Origin of the sequence: Sneathiella limimaris (assembly GCF_012932565.1) — a bacterium.
Lineage (GTDB): Bacteria > Pseudomonadota > Alphaproteobacteria > Sneathiellales > Sneathiellaceae > Sneathiella > Sneathiella limimaris.
The window spans coordinates 1,982,058-1,998,169 of record NZ_JABBYJ010000001.1; the positions used below are offsets into that span (position 1 = coordinate 1,982,058).

Sequence of the window (16,112 nt, forward strand, 5' to 3'; positions counted from 1 at the left end):
ACTGCCTGTGAAAGACTTCATTCTGCAAAGCAGAGGCCGCTAGATCTCAATGTTGACTTTGATATCACAACCCCTTAACTCAAGGAGTATAAATGGCATTTTCGATGGGGAAATGTCAATTCTTTCCAGAGTAGGCTGGTGTATGATTTTCAAGAAACTTTTCGGTGACAAAGCGCTGAAACAAGCCGCTGCTGATCTTTATGACGGGATTGTTGCACAGGCGAGGCAACCGGTTTTTTATTTGAAAGCAGACGTTCCCGATACTGTAGACGGACGCTATGAGATGGTGTCCCTGCATGCGTTTCTGGTTATGCGGCGGTTGAAGAAAGAAGGTGAAGAGGGGCAGGAGCTGTCACAGGCGGTTTTTGATCGTATGTTTGTCGACATGGATCATTGTCTTCGTGAAATCGGTGTAGGTGATTTGAGCGTCGGGAAGCGGATCAAGGCGATGGCGCAGGTTTTTTACGGCCGTATCGTCGCCTATGAAACAGCTTTAGAGGGAAGTGGTGAAGAAACCCTGGAACAGGCATTGGCCCGGAATCACTATGGCACTCTGGAAACATCACCCAGTGAGTCGGTCTTGAAGGAGTTGGCGGATTATATCCGCCGTGCGGACGCGCATCTAACAGGTTTGTCCTATGAAGGATTGAAAAAAGGGCAGGTCTCTTTTGTTCCTTATAAGCTGACTTAAAACTCTCCTTCGGGAGTAGTGGGTTAAGTTTTTGTTTTTATTCGTTTATTCAATAAGTTTGCAGAAGGCTGTAAAATCAATTGACCCGGAGGCCGGAAACGCCTATTTTCGCGCCTTCGAATCGAAGACCGGACGATTTTCAGCAACACTCGGTCATATTGGATCAAGAAGAGTTGGAAAGGACGCTCCATGCAGAATGCCGGAGCAGAATTTGTAAAATGGATCAAGGTCGATCGCCTGAAGCGCGATCCCATTGAATTCCAATTTACAGCAGATGAAAACGAACGGGCGGATTTGGCGAAACGGCTCGGAATTCTTGGACTGAATTCTCTGGATGTCAAAGGTGTCATCAAGAGAAAAGATGGCAGCAAATTCCTTGAGTTGTCAGCGAACATGAAAGCCGAAGCGGTGCAGGAATGCGTGGTTAGTCTTGAGCCAGTACCGCAGAAAATTGATGTTGAATTCGCCTTGTGCTACACGTTCGACAAAGAGGACACGGTTCCTACCGAAGTCGAATATGTGTTCAGCAAAGACGAAGTAGACCTTCCCGAGCTAGTGGAAGGGGGTCAGATTGATGTAGTGCAGGCCGCGAGCGAGCAGATTGCACTTGCATTGGACCCCTATCCTCGTGCAGAAGGGGCGTCAAATTCTGACAGCGCAAAGTATCTGCAGCAGTCGGAAGAGGATGAGCAAGAGGGTGAACCAGAGCAGGAATTCTATAAGCCCTTTGCCAACCTGAAGGACTTGATGAATAAGAAATGAGACCGGTGAAAGCACTGGTGGAGTTTGTTAGTCACCCGTAAGGGTGCATGAGTGAGAGATAGAGAAATGGCAGTACCTAAAAGAAAGACGACCAAGTCAAAACGGAATATGCGCCGGGCCCACGACGCTCTTGGCGGAACTCAGGTTCAGGAATGCACAAACTGCGGCGAATTGAAACGCCCTCACCACGTTTGTGATTCTTGTGGTTTTTATGGTGATCGCGAAGTTGTGGACACAGCAGAAGTCCTCTAAACTTCCTTATCCCTGTTAAACCAATTATAAAAAACCGGACTTTAGGATGAGCGCGACTGTTGTTATTGCCCTTGATGCAATGGGGGGAGATAATGCCCCGGACATTGTTATCAAAGGCGTAGACATTGTCCGCGTTCAGTTCCCTGACGCCCGGTTTTTGCTGTTTGGTGATGAAGCCCGCCTGAAGCCTCTCCTGGACAAATATCCAGGTGTTGCCGCAGTTAGTGAGATCCGTCATACGGATCAGGCGATCAAGGGCGAAGACAAACCAAGCCATGCCCTCCGTAAAGGACGCAAAAGCAGCATGCGGCTTGCCATCGATTCTGTTCGGGATGGCGAGGCAAGAGGCGTGGTGTCTGCGGGTAATACCGGCGCCTTGATGGCGATGGCCAAATTCTCTCTAAAAACCCTTCCAGGTATTGATCGTCCGGCAATCGCTTCCGTTCTTCCCTCTCCAAAAGGGGAAACGGTGATGCTCGATTTGGGCGCTAATATCGAATGTGATGCTGATAACCTGGTGCAGTTCGCAGTGATGGGTGCAGATTTTTCCCGCGCTGTTCTGGGGCGGGTTCCGCCGCGCGTTGGCCTTCTCAATGTTGGAAGTGAGGAGCTCAAAGGCAGCGACACTATCAAGGAAGCGGGTGAGCGCCTTAGGGATATGGAAAACGCTCCCTTTGAATATTATGGCTTTATTGAAGGCGATGATATTACCCGCGGTGTTGTAGATGTGGTGGTCACAGACGGTTTTACCGGTAATGTTGCCTTGAAAACTGCGGAAGGGGTCGCCACCTTGTATGCAGACTTCCTGCGTCAGGGGTTTCGGAGTTCGATTCTGACCATGATCGGGTATCTTTTGGCTCGTAGTGGCTTGAAAATGTTGAAAGATCGACTGGATCCCCGCGGATATAATGGCGGCGTTTTCCTTGGTCTAAACGGCATTTGTGTGAAGAGCCATGGCGGGACCGACGAGCACGGCTATGCGAATGCGATTGCGGTTACAATTGAAATGATCACTGATGGCATGATCGATAAAATGATTGATCATTTCAAAGAGTTTGCGGTTCGAATGAGTAACAGTGGTACAACTACTCCCGCGGCGGAGAAGTCGAGTGAAAACCCATCCGAGGTCGCTACGGACACCTGATTGTGTGAAGAAAAATAAGTGCTGAAGTCTGTCTTCAGAGAATAGGGAATTATGCGTCGTTCGATTATTACCGGAACAGGATCTTATCTGCCAGAACGTGTCGTCACCAATGATGAGCTGGCGGAGAGAGTAGACACTTCTGATGAATGGATTGTCTCCCGCTCTGGTATTCGTCAACGGCATGTTGCTGCAGAAGGTGAAGTCACTTCTGATCTTGGAACTAAGGCTGCCTTAAAAGCGATGGAGGCCGCTGGCGTAACGGCCGATGACATCGACATGATTATACTGGCAACAGCCACACCTGATCTGACGTTCCCAGCATCAGCAACGACTATCCAGAAGAACCTTGGGATGACCCATGGGTATGCATTTGATATCCAGGCTGTTTGCACCGGGTTTATCTATGCGCTTGCAACCGCGGATAATTTTATCAAAGCAGGACAGGCCGATCGGGTATTGGTCATCGGCGCTGAGACATTCTCCCGTATTCTGGATTGGAAGGATCGAACCACATGTGTTCTTTTCGGGGATGGAGCTGGTGCAATTGTGCTGGAGGCTGATGAGCAACCGGGCACAAATCAAGATCGGGGAATGCTGACAAGCCACCTGCATGCCGATGGACGCCACCGTGATCTTCTCTATGTGGATGGGGGACCTTCCTCGACCCAGACAACAGGTTTTTTGAAGATGGAAGGCCGTGAAGTCTTTAAGCATGCGGTTACTAATCTGGCCAATGTGGTTGGCGAAGCTTTGGAGGCAACGGGTCTCTCAGCTGACGATATCGATTGGCTGATCCCGCATCAGGCCAATAAGCGGATCATCGATGGTACAGGCCGGAAACTTAAAATGGATCCGACAAAAGTCGTAGTCACTGTTGATCGGCATGGCAATACGTCAGCAGCATCTGTTCCGCTTGCTCTAGACGAAGCTGTTCGAGATGGCCGTATCAAAAAAGGTGATTTATTACTGCTTGAAGCAATGGGTGGCGGTTTTACGTGGGGTTCCGCACTAGTGCGATTCTAGTTATTGGTGATTCTGTAAATTAAGATTCGTTTTTACAGACTTTTTCCTTCGACTATTGGCTAATTCGACATACTAAAAGGCGGTTTTTCTATAAAATCACCGTTTTAGGCCATTTTCTTATGTCTTTTTCTCTGTTTGGAGTTGACGGTCACATCTCCTGTGCTAATCCTTTAATACAGTGTATGAGGTGGGAGACATGAGCAAAAAAAAGGCAGTTACCAGGTCTGATCTGGCTAAAGCACTTTATCAGAAGGTAGGGCTTTCTCGCAAAGAGTCTGCGATGCATGTGGAAGCTGTATTGGACGAAATTTCCAGATGTTTGATCGACGGCGAAAATGTCAAAATTTCTTCTTTTGGCAATTTTGAGGTTCGTCAGAAAAATGGACGCGTTGGACGGAACCCTAAAACGGGTGAAGAAGTCCCGATCGAGCCACGCCGGGTTCTTGTATTCAAGGCCTCAAGTGTTTTGAAAGACAAGATCAACAGCCAGTCCAGCTAAGAATTTAATGGTTGGGTATGGCAGATTCTAATAGCACTAATGGGGGTAAATCAGAAAAGGATCCTGACGCTTTTCGAACGATAAGCGAAGTATCTGAGGAGCTGGATGTCCCCCAGCACGTCCTGCGGTTCTGGGAAACCAAATTTACAATCGTGAAACCTCTGAAAAGAGGTGGTGGACGCAGATATTATCGTCCCTCTGATATCGAAATTATTCGCGGCATTCGCGATCTTCTCTACACCCATGGGTTTACGATCAAGGGTGCCCAGAAGCTCTTGAAGGAGCAGGGTGGCAAGATCGAGAATATTGATGTTCTTTCCGGGGAATTTCAGAAAACTCAACCTGTTACTACATCTACACCAGTTTCAGATGCTCCTGCCCAGACTACTCCCGATGATGCAGGGTTGAACGCTGGTTCCAGAGAGAAACTGGAAGGGCTTTTGCAGGAACTTCAGGCAATTCGCCGACTACTCCCTCGCTAAAAAATCCAGTCAGAACTTTTTTAAATCGGCGCGCGTGATTGCGTTGCATTGGCAAAATAACGAGGCTATAGTGCGCGCCGGTTAGACAGACGGGCAGTAGCGCAGCCTGGTAGCGCACTTCACTGGGGGTGAAGGGGTCGTCGGTTCAAATCCGGCCTGCCCGACCAATCGAAAAGCCCTTGAAAACTCTCGTTTTCGAGGGCTTTTTTTATGGGGAATTCTATTTAGTATTCAGGGATAAAATAGGGTGCGTCGGTCATGATTTCTTTGTACCGACCGCTTACGATCATTTTGAGGATCACATTGGTGAACGTATTGGCAAGAGAGATGCCCTCTTCATCAGGATGGAAACAAAAGCCACCACCCCAGAAATCGATCACAGTTCCATGGTGAAGGTCATCAAGTAAACCCTCTCTTTTCAGCCCTGGAACCCAACCCGTTTGCAGAATGCCAGCATCAATTCTGCCAGCGGTGAGCATTTTTGGGATTTGTTCGTTATTGGCGACAGCTTGTTTGGATATACGATCGTTTTTTTCATATGAGACAGGAATTCCATAGCCTAAAGCGTGAACGACCGTTTTTCCTTCGAGGCTTACTATGTCATTGATAACGGGCTCATCTTTGCGGGTAAATATATAGTATCCCCCCATGATGATCGGCATTGAATATACAGGAAGTTCTGGATAGCCCCATTCTTTTACCCTGACAGGATCTTCACTAATAATAAAGGGCCAGACAATGTCTACCTCACGTTTTGCAAACATATGTGCGCAACGCGCGGCAGGGCGAATAATGAGTGAAAATTCATAACCTGTTTTGGCTGATACCTTTGTGGTGATCTCATTAAATAGCGTGACATAAGGTTGGTTTTTATCAATTGTCCCGTCATTTCCCGTGGTCATTAATCCGCCGGGAATTTCCACTGAACACACCTTTAAACTCTTAGCTTGAGCATCCAATGGCATCATAAACATCATGACCAATATCATTGAAGCGACTTGAGCGATAGAGATTGCATTGTGCGGTAAGAGTTTAATCATGGGCTTATAAATAACAGGTAATTCTTAAGTTGAGTTTAAGTGTGAGGCGAGACGACTGGGTCCGTGGCAAATTGCCGCTTTAATTCCAATTGCGCTTTAAAACAGTTCCAGAGTATCTTGCGGCACATGATGGATATTTCTCAAAGTTATGGGTTCTCCCTTGAGGCGAAGAACCGCAAGTTGCTCGCAAACTGGCTCTTGCTGGTTGCGTTTCTTGTTTTTTGCATGGTCGTTCTGGGTGGGGTGACAAGGCTTACGAACTCCGGTCTTTCCATGGTGGAGTGGAAGCCGGTTACAGGTTGGCTTCCCCCTTTGAGCGAGGAAGCCTGGCACGCTGAGTTTGATAAATACAAAGCCTTTCCAGAGTATCAGAAAATCAACAAAGGAATGAGCCTGGACGAATTCAAGGAAATCTTTGCCTTTGAATATTCCCACCGGGTTTTGGGTCGTTTGATCGGGCTTGCTTTTGCTGTCCCGTTTTTCCTGTTTCTGATCCTTCGAAAAATCCCGATGAACATGGTTCCTAGGCTGGTTGGCCTTCTCATATTGGGGGGTAGTCAGGGTGTCATGGGCTGGGTCATGGTGAAAAGTGGCCTAGTTGACCACCCTGACGTCAGCCATTATCGCCTCACAGCGCATTTGGGATTGGCGGGGATTATCTTCGCAGCCCTTTTGTGGACTGCATTTGAGCTTCTCTATCCGAAAGAAGGGGTCAAAAACTCGAGCGCATTGTTGCGATTTGCCGTTATTTCCTTGGCGTTGGTATTTCTTCAGATCCTTATCGGCGGTTTCGTCGCCGGTCTTAACGCGGGCTTTATCTACAATGATTGGCCGACGATGGGTGGAGGCTTTATGCCGGATGATATTTTTCACATGAGCCCCTTGTATCTGAATTTTCTGGAAAATGTGGCGACTATTCAGTTTACCCATCGGATTGGTGCTTATGTCGTCTTTGCGGTAATTATCGTCCTCTTTTTAAAATGCCGGAAGGAGACGACAGATCCCACCGTTCGGCGCTTTGCCCATTTTCTGGTTGCGAGCGTCTTTCTGCAGGTCATAATTGGGATCTGGACGCTGGTTATGGTGGTTCCCGTGTCGCTGGGCGCTTTGCATCAGGCAGGCGGAATGGTGGTTTTGGGATTTGCCATTGCGACTGTTCATAGTCTTCACCAACAGCGATTAATGACAAAGTGAGCCTTGCCATGATTGGACGTCTCGATCACCTGGTTATTACAGTAGCCGACCTTGAAAAAACAAAGGCATTTTATTGTGATGTGCTGGATATGCGCTTTGAGGAGTTTGGTGACGCGCGCTATGCGCTACATTTCGGCTCTCAAAAACTGAATGTCCACGTCGTGGGTAAGGAGCTGAGCCCTCGGGCAGAGCTTGCGAAGCCTGGAACAGCCGATCTTTGCTTCATTTGCTATGTCCCGCTCGAGAAAGTTGAAGCTCGGCTTAAATCGGCTGGCATCGAAATTCTGCAAGGGCCAGTTGCCAGGTCAGGGGCGACGGGGTCAATCACATCCCTTTATGTGCGTGACCCCGATCTGAATTTGATAGAGCTCTCCGTTTATGATGACGAAAAGCCTGCCTGATCAGGCTTTTTGGAGTGCCTGATCTAGGTCAGCAATAATATCGTTTACATTTTCGATGCCGATTGATAGTCGGATCACATCTGGACCTGCGCCTGCCGCAACCTGCTGGGGTTCTTCCAGTTGTCGGTGCGTTGTCGATGCCGGATGAATAATCAGGCTTCGGGTGTCGCCGATATTAGCAAGATGAGAGAACAGATCCACATTCTCAACCATCCTGATGCCAGCTTCATATCCACCCTTGATACCAAATGTCATCACAGCGCCGCCTGATGCATCTCGCATATATTTCTTTGCAAGGCCGTAATAAGGATCGCTCTCTAGTCCTGCATAGGACACCCAAGCAACCTTGTCATGACCTTTCAGGAACTCAGCAACTTTCAAAGCGTTTTTGCCATGCTCACGCATTCTTAGGGCAAGGGTTTCGATGCCGGTCACCAGTTGGAAGGCATTGAACGGCGAAAGGGCAGGGCCCAGGTCCCGAAGACCAAGTGCCCGGCAGGCGATGCCAAAAGCAAGCTCCCCAAAAGTCTCATGGAATTTGAGGCCGTGATAGGACGGGTTCGGTGCGCTTAACGTTGCGAACTTATCGCTGGCGCTCCAGTTAAACTTACCTGAGTCCACAATCACACCGCCAACTGAGTTTCCATGACCGCCCAAGAATTTGGTCACAGAATGGACAACGATATCCGCGCCCCATTCAATTGGACGGCAAAGATAGGGTGTTGCCAGTGTATTATCGACAATCAATGGAATGCCGGCTTCATGGGCAATTTTTGCGATGGCTTCGATATCCGTTACGACACCGCCCGGATTGGCCAGGCTTTCAATAAAAATCGCCTTACATTTTGGGGTAAGGGCCGCTTTGAAGTTTTCAGGATTATCCGGATCAACAAAGATCGCGTGCCAGTCAAACTTCTTGAAAGACTGACTGAACTGAGTGATCGAGCCACCATAGAGCCGGGTGGAGGCCAGGAATTCATCTCCTGGCTCCATTAGCGTGTGAAAGGCAATCATCTGCGCTGCATGGCCAGAGGCGACGGCTAAAGCTGTTGCTCCGCCTTCAAGGGAGGCAACCCGTTCTTCAAGAACCGCATTGGTCGGGTTGGTCAGGCGCGAATAGATGTTGCCAAAGGCTTGCAGGTTAAAAAGCTCAGCAGCATGATCTGCATCATCAAACACATAGGAAGCTGTCTGGTAGATTGGAGTGATCCTCGCGCCGGTCGTTGGGTCTGGGGCCGCGCCGGCATGGACAGCCAAGGTTTCAAATTTCGGGTTTGTCATCTCTTTTTCCCTAGTAGCTTATTTCGTTTCGATGAAATGATGCCTGACCGACCGCCCATATAGGCAATCTCCCCAGATAATCGGCCAAACTCAATTTTTGGGCATCGGTTCATGACAACCTTCATGCCCGCAGCCTCCGCCGTTTTTGCAGCCTCTTCATTAATAACCCCAAGCTGCAACCAGAGGACGGGTGCCTTGATGGCCTTTGCCTCTTCGACAATAGCCGGGATGGCTTCGCTGTTTCGGAAACAGTCCACCATATGAATTGGCTCTTCAATTTCCTGAAGAGACCCATATACCTTTTCACCAAGCAGTTCCTGACCTGCTTTCCCAGGATTTACCGGAAATACTCTGTAGCCTTTACGCTGCAGATAGCGCATCACCATATAGGAGGGGCGAACCGGGTTATCACTGGCGCCAACAAGCGCAATGTTCTTTACAGTCTCCAGGATCTCGCCAATATACTCGTCTGAATAACTTGAATGATCCATTACTTGTCCTGCCAATCGGGCTCGCGTTTATTCAGGAAGGCATCAATTCCTTCTTGGGCGTCATGGGACTGCATGTTATTCGCCATCACCTCCGAGGCAAAATCATAGGCTTGATCCAGTGGCATATTCACCTGCTTATAGAAAGCAGCCTTGCCAGTTTTCACCGTGTGGGTGGATTTGCTTGCAATATTCTTGGCGAATTTTTGGACAATATCCTCAAGTTCATTCGGCTCGACTGCTTTATTGATCAAGCCAAAGCGCATTGCGTTTTCACCATCGATGAATTCACCGCTCAACAGCATTTCCATGGCATGCTTTGGTGCGACATTCCGACTTAGGGCGACCATAGGAGTGGAGCAGAAAAGGCCAAGATTGACGCCAGGTGTCGCAAAGCGGGAGGATTTGGTGGCGAAAGCCAGATCACAGCTGGCAACGAGCTGGCAACCGGCCGCTGTCGCAATACCATCTACTTTGGCAATGACCGGCTGCGGCAGGTTGACAATTTTCTGCATCATCGCACTGCATTGGTTGAACAGGGCCAGCATCACTTCCTGACGGTTGTCGCTCATAACTTCCTTCAGATTATGGCCTGAGGAAAAGACCGGCCCTTCAGCTCCCAGAATAACAACAGCAATATCAGCATTCCCTGCAATCTCATCGAAGGTATCGCTGATAGTTTGCATCATCTGACTAGAGAGGGAATTTCGGCTCGCAGGGTCCGTTAAGGTCAGCCGTGCGACACGTCCTTCTATTTCCAAGGACAGTAGTGAGGCGGATTTTGCTGCAACTTCACTCATCATAAATCTCCCGTTTGGCCCTGTTTTTATAGTCTACCGGGCTTTGAGCTAGATTACTGGAAAATGCCGGGAGTGCAATGACAACTGTTCACTTCAGTTGATAGCTTGTATAAAACCGGTGACAACAAGAAGAAAAGGGGAGTGGTGGATGCCAGTAATGACTGATGAAATGCTGATGGAATTTCTCAAGACAGAATTTCCGGAGGTGTCCCACTATGGTTATCAGGTTGAATCTGTCAGTGATACTGAAATCACGATTGGCATGAAAACATCCGATCAGCATCTCCGCCCAGGGGGAACCGTATCCGGACCTACCATGATGTCCCTTGTCGATGTGACCATGTATCTCCTTCTGCTGGCACAAATCGGTCCTGTCGCGTTGGCGGTCACCACAAACCTGAATATTAATTTCCTTCGCAAACCACAGCCGGGAATCCTTCGTGGTGAAGGACGCCTTTTAAAGCTGGGTAAGCTTTTGGCAATTGGGGATGTCGCGATTTATTCCGAAGGGGTAGAGGATCCGGTTGCCCATGCAACGGTAACCTACGCAATTCCGCCGTCAAAATCCTAAACAAAATAAGGGGTTATCAATCACCTAAAATAATGCGGTAATATAATACCACATAAATAAAGGTGTGTTTTTATTGCGTTTTTTCCGATTGACAATGATCTAAAGTAAAATTATAACCCACCTCAAGTTTTGGGGAGCGTTTGTCTCCCTTTCTTTTGTTTTGGCACGCATGAGCGAAGGCTGAATTTTATGAGCACCTATTCTGCAAAACCTTCCGAGGTTGAAAGCAAATGGACGATTATCGACGCTGAAGGGTTGGTCGTAGGTCGTCTTGCTGCAATCATTGCAAACCGCCTGCGCGGTAAGCATAAACCAATGTATACACCAAATATCGATTGTGGTGACCATATCGTGGTCATCAACGCCGAAAAGGTTGTTTTCACTGGTCGTAAACTGACTGACAAGAAGTTCTATTGGCATACAGGTTACCCTGGTGGCATTAAAGAACGGACAATGGAAAAGCTGCTTGGGGGCGCCCATCCTGAACGTGTTCTTGAAAAAGCCGTTCAGCGGATGGTTCCAAAAGGTCCACTGGGCCGCGCACAGCTGAAAAAACTTCATGTTTATGGTGGTTCCGAGCACCCACATGAAGCTCAGAAGCCAGAAGTTCTGGATGTAGCTGCAATGAACGCTAAAAATACACGGAGAGCTTAAGAATGGCTGATGAAGTGAACTCTCTTGAGGATTTGAAAAACCTCGGCAGCGACGACGCTGTTGAAGTTGTTGATGCAGCTGAAGTTATCGAAGCTCCACTGCCTGAACCAAAAATTGACGAGCATGGTCGCTCATACGCAACAGGTAAGCGTAAAGACGCGATTGCCCGTGTATGGGTAAAACCAGGCTCCGGTAAAATCACTGTTAATGGTCGTGACCAAGAACAGTATTTTGCACGTCCGGTTCTGCGCATGATCCTGGCTCAGGCCTTTGAAGTTGCTGACCGCGTTGAGCAGTTCGACGTTGTTTGTACAGTTAAAGGTGGTGGTCTTTCCGGTCAGGCCGGTGCTGTTCGTCACGGTATCTCAAAAGCTTTGACACTGTATGAACCAGCTCTGCGTCGTCCACTGAAAGCCGCAGGCTTCCTGACACGCGATAGCCGTGTTGTTGAACGTAAAAAGTTTGGTCGTCGGAAAGCTCGTCGGAGCTTCCAGTTCTCCAAACGTTAATCAGTTTCCAGTTTTGGAAATGGGAAAGGGCTCGCAGTTGCGGGCCCTTTTTTCGTGATGGCTTCCGAAAATTTGCAGCAATATAAAACGCACAAATCTGCTGCCTTAAAAACTGTCCAAAGCATGAGTTGAGCTCAAGGGTATGATCCTGCTTATTCAGCTCGGTCTTCTTTTGTCATTATACGAAACAGATCTATTTGTTGGAGTTTGGAGATACAGTATGCTCTTTCAAGAGAAACTGAATGTTCTGTTTTTTTCTGATGGGAGTGGTCATGAGTGCTTTTATTATTGGGAGGATGCAAATCCATAAAAAAGATTGGATGGATGAGTACTTCTCAAAGGTTCCAGAATTGATTGAGCAGCACGAAGGAAAGTTTGTTGTGCGAGGAGGAGGCCCAAAGTTGCTAGAAGGTGAAGAAGGGCTGCCTGATGCGGTTTTTGTAATTGAGTTTCCTTCGCGAGAGCAGGCAGAGAAATTTTGGTCCTGTGACGAATTTCAACCACTTGTAGCACTTAGGCAAACAGGTTCGACATTAAATGCGATGCTTGTAGATAAGTTGTAAACTCATCTACTGGCATTTTTGGCAGGCATGCTGTTCGAGTTTAAAATCTACCGCCTGCAACATTCAGCTTCGAATATCTGTTAATAGGAAAAAGTGGGACGGGTGTCAGTTGGTAGGACTGGTACGGTCAAAGAAACTACGTTTTTTGAGGACTTTCTGAAAGGCCGTATTCAGGCGTGGGACAAGATGCTCATGTTTTTTAGCAAGCACATGAACAACCTTAGATTTTTGAATAACCAGGCTCGTGACCTCAGGGCCGATGTTATGAATTGCTCTCAGGCTTTCAAAAATAGGCAAGGAGAGGATAGCTGCTTTCAATCGGTTGTTTTTGAGCAGAAAGAACAATGATTTGTGATCGTCGACGATCACCCGTCGGGCTCCCATCGATTGGATAAATTGATCACCTTGGACCGTCCCGAGAATGGTTCCGATAGATTGGCCTTCAAGTGATTTTTGAAGATTGTTGGGATCAACACTTCCCGTGTTAAAGACAATGCCGACCTCAGTTTCAAGGAGCGCTTCAGGTATTGGAACTAACCAGTCTAGGCGGGTATCTGTATATTCCTTGAGGCGCCACATGTCGGCGTCAATCGTTCCGTCTTTTAGTAATTGTTCCGAGCGCTTATAGGGAATTTGCAAAAATTTATGACATATTCCCGCTTCTTCATAAGCCTCTTGAACAATCTCAAGTCCGGTCGCAAATTCAGGTGTATCCAATTCCCAATAGGCAATTTTCAAGCAAGGTTGCTCCGCGGACATGGCGGGGGGGCTCGTAATTACAGATTGCAGAGTGCATATACCGATGAACGCAACGAGCACCCTGAACCTTAAGGATAACCACACTGTACTGATACTTTCTCTTAAATCACCCAAATATGTTCCATTAGAAATATTCAATAAGCAGGATGAAGGATAAGTATGAAGTTTGAATTAACCCGTGAATTCACGTAGAGGCGCTACCCCAGCTCTGAAGCCTGTTATTTTTCAACCAAGCAGAGCAAAATTTGCGAAGGGTCTTCGGCGTCTTTTGTTGTAAACACGGGGATTAGCGCTCTGTAAGACGTTCTGTTATGGTCTTGAAAAACATGAATGTAGTGAATAACAGGTTTCTGATTGCTGTAAACGGCTAGCATATCTTCATGCAGATGAAGACCATACACGAGATCAATGTCTTTTGCTGTTCGGCCCCAAAGGTCTTGCTTCGTGATATCGATTACCTTGTTGCCAGGCTTTTGCAGTCTGAAGCTCCTGCCTCCTGATTCAACCTCATAAATATCCACATATTCAAGCCAGTTTTTGGGCAGAGCTTGCCCAAGTTGTTTAAGTTGTGGTTGACCCGTGTTCAGTGCGGCTTTCTCCCACGCCTTAACAATTTTTTGGAGCAGTTTTGGTGCATTCTCGAGAGGAACCAGTTTGTTTTTCATTTTTTGATCTATTGGTTCAAGCCGTATCGCCTAAGAAAGTACCGTGTTTATTCGCTCTGTGCAATAACCTGTAAGTCTACTTAAAAAAGGGGCGTGCTTTCACGCGCCCCTTTTTAGTCTAGCAGAAAAACCTTAGTCTTCGGTTTTTTCTTTATTCAGGTTCTGCGGAGCGAAAACGCCACCAAATGCACCTGCACCAGGATTGGTGGATTTTTTCTCAGATCCTTTATCAGGTGTTTCTGTGTCCAGATTCTTAGGGGCGAACACACCGCCGAAGGCACCTGCACCCGGATTAGTGGCTTTAGGTGCTGTGTTGGTCGTTCCGCTGGAGCTTTGCTCCTGCTGACGTTTCAGCATTTCCTGACGCCGTTTTTCTTTGATGGCGTCAATCTTCTTCTGGATCTCAATTTGCTTCTGTTCCCGAACTTGTTCGATACATTGATCAGGGCTGTAGACTTGTGCAAACCAGATCGTGGAGGCACCGCCAAGAGCCAGAAGAACCAGAACAATCGCTGCTGGGTTGCCCCGAAAGATCTTGGGCAACTTAACACCGCCCATGACTTCTGAGACCGGAGCCCCGTTTGCAACAGCCAGTTGCTGCTTACGTTTATAGGCTTCGTGAATAAGGGCCCCAAGAACCGTTAATGCGATGATGATGAAGGCGAGGGAGGATATGGATGGATTGATTCCGTAGCGAACCTTCTGAGCCAGTTCGATCGTCAGTGTCGGAAACTTCCCAAAGGTAAAAGTCGTCGTATTGTAGTTCTCAAACGAGGCAAGGAACGCGAGCACCGCAGCAGATCCAATTGCCGGCTTCATAAAGGGTAGCAGGATTTTCCGAAACGCCTGCACATTGGTCGCCCCAAGATCAAGGGCTGCCTCGGTCAGGCCTTCGTCGAACCGTTGCAGCCGGGCAACGAAGACCAGCATGCAATAGGAGGCGATAAAGGTGGATTGACCGAGGATGGTCAGGAAAATTCCGTTATGCAGGAAGCTTTCATTGCTAAGGCCGAGCATAATGTTGACCCGGTCCCAAAAAACCAGCGTTGAAATACCAAGCACAACACCCGGGATCAGGATTGGCGCGATCACAATCGTGTAGTAGGTCGCCCGCATGCGCGGCCAGATCTGGGTTAGCAGAAGCGCGCCCGCAAGTCCCATCGTCACTGACAGGATCACCGTGCCGAAACCAACGATGAGGCTGTTTTTCAAGCCATTCAGGATCCTGTCATCATTGGCGAGGACATCGAACCATTCAAAGGTCAGGCACTCCCACGGGGTCATCCTTGGAAATTCGGGTGAGTTAAACGCCGTTACGCTCATCACCAAAAGCGGCCCCAGCAGGTATCCGAAAAAGACAATCAGATAAGCGAACAGGAAAAATTTGAGGAGGAGATTGTCGGTCTTCATTTGCCGATATCCCCCATTCTGACTTTAAAGATACGCATCATTGTGAGGACGATAATGATACAGGCAACCAGCAGAACGATGGCAAAGGCTGCACCTCTTGGCCAGTTTCCGCCTTGGTTGAACCATTGATAAATAATCTGCGTGAACCAAAGACTGGACGGGCCGCCCAGAATTTGCGGGGCCGCAAGAGCACCAGCGGTGAGCATGAAGACCATCGTGCAACCCGATGAGATCCCGGGTTTTGCAAATGGGATCACAACCCGCCAATGGATCCGTATCCAGGAAGCTCCCATATCCCGCGCCGCCTCAATCTGGTTTCGGTCCAAGCTCTCAATCACGTTATAGATTGGGAAGATCATCAGCAGGATATAAGCATATCCAAGCCCGGCATAGAGCGCCACATTGGCGCGTATAAAGTCGATAGGGTCTCCGATCAGCCCAATAGCCAAGAGGGTCTCGTTAATCAGACCGGTTTCGCCGAAGATGATCCGAAAAGCGAAAGCCCGAAGGATTTCATTGATCCAGTAAGGAATGATCAACAGCAGGACCAAGGCCCGCGTAAAACCCCCCTTGTTGGATTGCGCCAAATAATAGGCGATGGGATAACAGATCACCAGGTTCATCAGGGTTACGAAAACCGCAGCCAGGATTGTCCGCCCAAAGACACTAAGATCCACAACATTGTATGAACTGTCAGCACCCGGCGCACCCAGCAGCAGGTATTTGTAATGCTCAATTGTGTAGGTATCTTTCGGGCCACCCATTTCCGGCGGTGGCAGATGGTGCCGGAAGGAGAAATCCAGCATGGAAAGCTGCGGCAGGATAATGAGGACAATTACCCAGAAGGCAACCGCCAGCAGAAGGAAGGTGCCAAGTCCGACACCGTTCTTCAAATAAAAATTTCGGAAGGCATGCGCAATATTC

The 16,112-nt window shown here is 48.2% G+C and carries 21 protein-coding genes and 1 tRNA gene; 14 read left to right on the top strand and 8 right to left on the bottom strand.

Annotated features, from left to right (window positions below; genetic code table 11):
- Positions 1-112 precede the first annotated feature (112 nt).
- From HH301_RS09590 to HH301_RS09625, 8 genes are all read left to right on the top strand, one after another.
- Positions 113-691, top strand: a complete 579-nt coding sequence (locus HH301_RS09590; protein ID WP_169568686.1) for a ubiquinol-cytochrome C chaperone family protein — start codon at positions 113-115, stop codon at positions 689-691.
- A gap of 189 nt (positions 692-880) precedes the next feature.
- Positions 881-1,453 carry a YceD family protein gene (locus HH301_RS09595; protein WP_169568687.1) on the top strand — a complete coding sequence of 191 codons (573 nt, stop codon included), beginning with the start codon at positions 881-883 and terminating at the stop codon, positions 1,451-1,453.
- 66 nt (positions 1,454-1,519) lie between these two features.
- Positions 1,520-1,705 carry a 50S ribosomal protein L32 gene (gene rpmF, locus HH301_RS09600; protein ID WP_169568688.1) on the top strand — a complete coding sequence of 62 codons (186 nt, stop codon included), beginning with the start codon at positions 1,520-1,522 and terminating at the stop codon, positions 1,703-1,705.
- A 46-nt stretch (positions 1,706-1,751) separates the two neighbouring features.
- The gene (gene plsX / locus HH301_RS09605) at positions 1,752-2,849 is read left to right on the top strand and encodes a phosphate acyltransferase PlsX (protein ID WP_169568689.1); all 1,098 of its coding nucleotides are present in this window, start codon (positions 1,752-1,754) and stop codon (positions 2,847-2,849) included.
- Positions 2,850-2,897: 48 nt separating this feature from the next.
- The gene (locus HH301_RS09610) at positions 2,898-3,872 is read left to right on the top strand and encodes a beta-ketoacyl-ACP synthase III (protein WP_169569551.1); all 975 of its coding nucleotides are present in this window, start codon (positions 2,898-2,900) and stop codon (positions 3,870-3,872) included.
- A 196-nt stretch (positions 3,873-4,068) separates the two neighbouring features.
- Positions 4,069-4,371, top strand: a complete 303-nt coding sequence (locus tag HH301_RS09615) for an integration host factor subunit alpha (RefSeq protein WP_169568690.1) — start codon at positions 4,069-4,071, stop codon at positions 4,369-4,371.
- Positions 4,372-4,388: 17 nt separating this feature from the next.
- Complete coding sequence (locus HH301_RS09620; RefSeq protein ID WP_169568691.1) at positions 4,389-4,853, top strand: MerR family transcriptional regulator; 465 nt, start codon at positions 4,389-4,391, stop codon at positions 4,851-4,853.
- 90 nt (positions 4,854-4,943) lie between these two features.
- Positions 4,944-5,020 (top strand) — tRNA-Pro (locus tag HH301_RS09625).
- 57 nt (positions 5,021-5,077) lie between these two features.
- Here the strand turns inward: HH301_RS09625 and HH301_RS09630 are convergent.
- A complete protein-coding gene (locus HH301_RS09630) occupies positions 5,078-5,893 on the bottom strand; it encodes a substrate-binding periplasmic protein (RefSeq protein WP_169568692.1) in 816 nt (271 codons plus the stop codon).
- Between the two features lie 126 nt (positions 5,894-6,019).
- Here HH301_RS09630 and HH301_RS09635 point away from each other — a divergent pair, with 126 nt between their 5' ends.
- Together HH301_RS09635 and HH301_RS09640 are read left to right on the top strand one after the other, a co-directional pair.
- Entirely contained in the window at positions 6,020-7,087 is a 1,068-nt protein-coding gene (locus HH301_RS09635; RefSeq protein WP_169568693.1) for a COX15/CtaA family protein, read from the top strand.
- Between the two features lie 8 nt (positions 7,088-7,095).
- Entirely contained in the window at positions 7,096-7,488 is a 393-nt protein-coding gene (locus tag HH301_RS09640; protein WP_169568694.1) for a VOC family protein, read from the top strand.
- Here HH301_RS09640 and HH301_RS09645 read toward each other — a convergent pair whose 3' ends face one another.
- The 3 genes from HH301_RS09645 to HH301_RS09655 are packed head-to-tail and all read right to left on the bottom strand — an operon-like array spanning position 7,489 to position 10,060.
- Complete coding sequence (locus HH301_RS09645; protein WP_169568695.1) at positions 7,489-8,769, bottom strand: O-acetylhomoserine aminocarboxypropyltransferase; 1,281 nt, start codon at positions 8,767-8,769, stop codon at positions 7,489-7,491. It abuts the gene before it with no gap.
- Positions 8,766-9,260 carry a CoA-binding protein gene (locus HH301_RS09650; protein WP_169568696.1) on the bottom strand — a complete coding sequence of 165 codons (495 nt, stop codon included), beginning with the start codon at positions 9,258-9,260 and terminating at the stop codon, positions 8,766-8,768. Before HH301_RS09650 ends, HH301_RS09645 begins: the two co-directional genes overlap by 4 nt.
- On the bottom strand, positions 9,260-10,060 hold the full coding sequence (locus tag HH301_RS09655; protein ID WP_420821170.1) for an enoyl-CoA hydratase: 801 nt from the start codon (positions 10,058-10,060) through the stop codon (positions 9,260-9,262). The genes HH301_RS09650 and HH301_RS09655 overlap by 1 nt, the downstream gene beginning before the upstream one ends.
- Before the next feature lie 145 nt (positions 10,061-10,205).
- On the opposite strand from HH301_RS09655, the gene HH301_RS09660 reads away from it, so the two are divergent.
- From HH301_RS09660 to HH301_RS09675, 4 genes are all read left to right on the top strand, one after another.
- Positions 10,206-10,628, top strand: coding sequence for a PaaI family thioesterase (locus HH301_RS09660; protein ID WP_169568698.1), 423 nt, complete (start codon positions 10,206-10,208; stop codon positions 10,626-10,628).
- Positions 10,629-10,817: 189 nt separating this feature from the next.
- Positions 10,818-11,282 carry a 50S ribosomal protein L13 gene (rplM, locus tag HH301_RS09665; protein ID WP_169568699.1) on the top strand — a complete coding sequence of 155 codons (465 nt, stop codon included), beginning with the start codon at positions 10,818-10,820 and terminating at the stop codon, positions 11,280-11,282.
- A 2-nt stretch (positions 11,283-11,284) separates the two neighbouring features.
- Positions 11,285-11,791 (top strand): 30S ribosomal protein S9, encoded by a 507-nt coding sequence (gene rpsI / locus HH301_RS09670; protein WP_169568700.1) that lies wholly within the window; start codon positions 11,285-11,287, stop codon positions 11,789-11,791.
- A 272-nt stretch (positions 11,792-12,063) separates the two neighbouring features.
- On the top strand, positions 12,064-12,354 hold the full coding sequence (locus tag HH301_RS09675; protein ID WP_169568701.1) for a DUF1330 domain-containing protein: 291 nt from the start codon (positions 12,064-12,066) through the stop codon (positions 12,352-12,354).
- A 105-nt stretch (positions 12,355-12,459) separates the two neighbouring features.
- On the opposite strand, the gene HH301_RS09680 is transcribed toward HH301_RS09675, so the two are convergent.
- From HH301_RS09680 to HH301_RS09695, 4 genes are all read right to left on the bottom strand, one after another.
- On the bottom strand, positions 12,460-13,113 hold the full coding sequence (locus HH301_RS09680; RefSeq protein ID WP_206378252.1) for a substrate-binding periplasmic protein: 654 nt from the start codon (positions 13,111-13,113) through the stop codon (positions 12,460-12,462).
- Positions 13,114-13,331: 218 nt separating this feature from the next.
- A complete protein-coding gene (locus HH301_RS09685; protein WP_169568703.1) occupies positions 13,332-13,778 on the bottom strand; it encodes a hypothetical protein in 447 nt (148 codons plus the stop codon).
- A 132-nt stretch (positions 13,779-13,910) separates the two neighbouring features.
- On the bottom strand, positions 13,911-15,188 hold the full coding sequence (locus tag HH301_RS09690; protein WP_169568704.1) for an ABC transporter permease: 1,278 nt from the start codon (positions 15,186-15,188) through the stop codon (positions 13,911-13,913).
- Positions 15,185-16,108 carry an ABC transporter permease gene (locus HH301_RS09695; protein WP_420821184.1) on the bottom strand — a complete coding sequence of 308 codons (924 nt, stop codon included), beginning with the start codon at positions 16,106-16,108 and terminating at the stop codon, positions 15,185-15,187. Before HH301_RS09695 ends, HH301_RS09690 begins: the two co-directional genes overlap by 4 nt.
- Positions 16,109-16,112 lie beyond the last annotated feature (4 nt).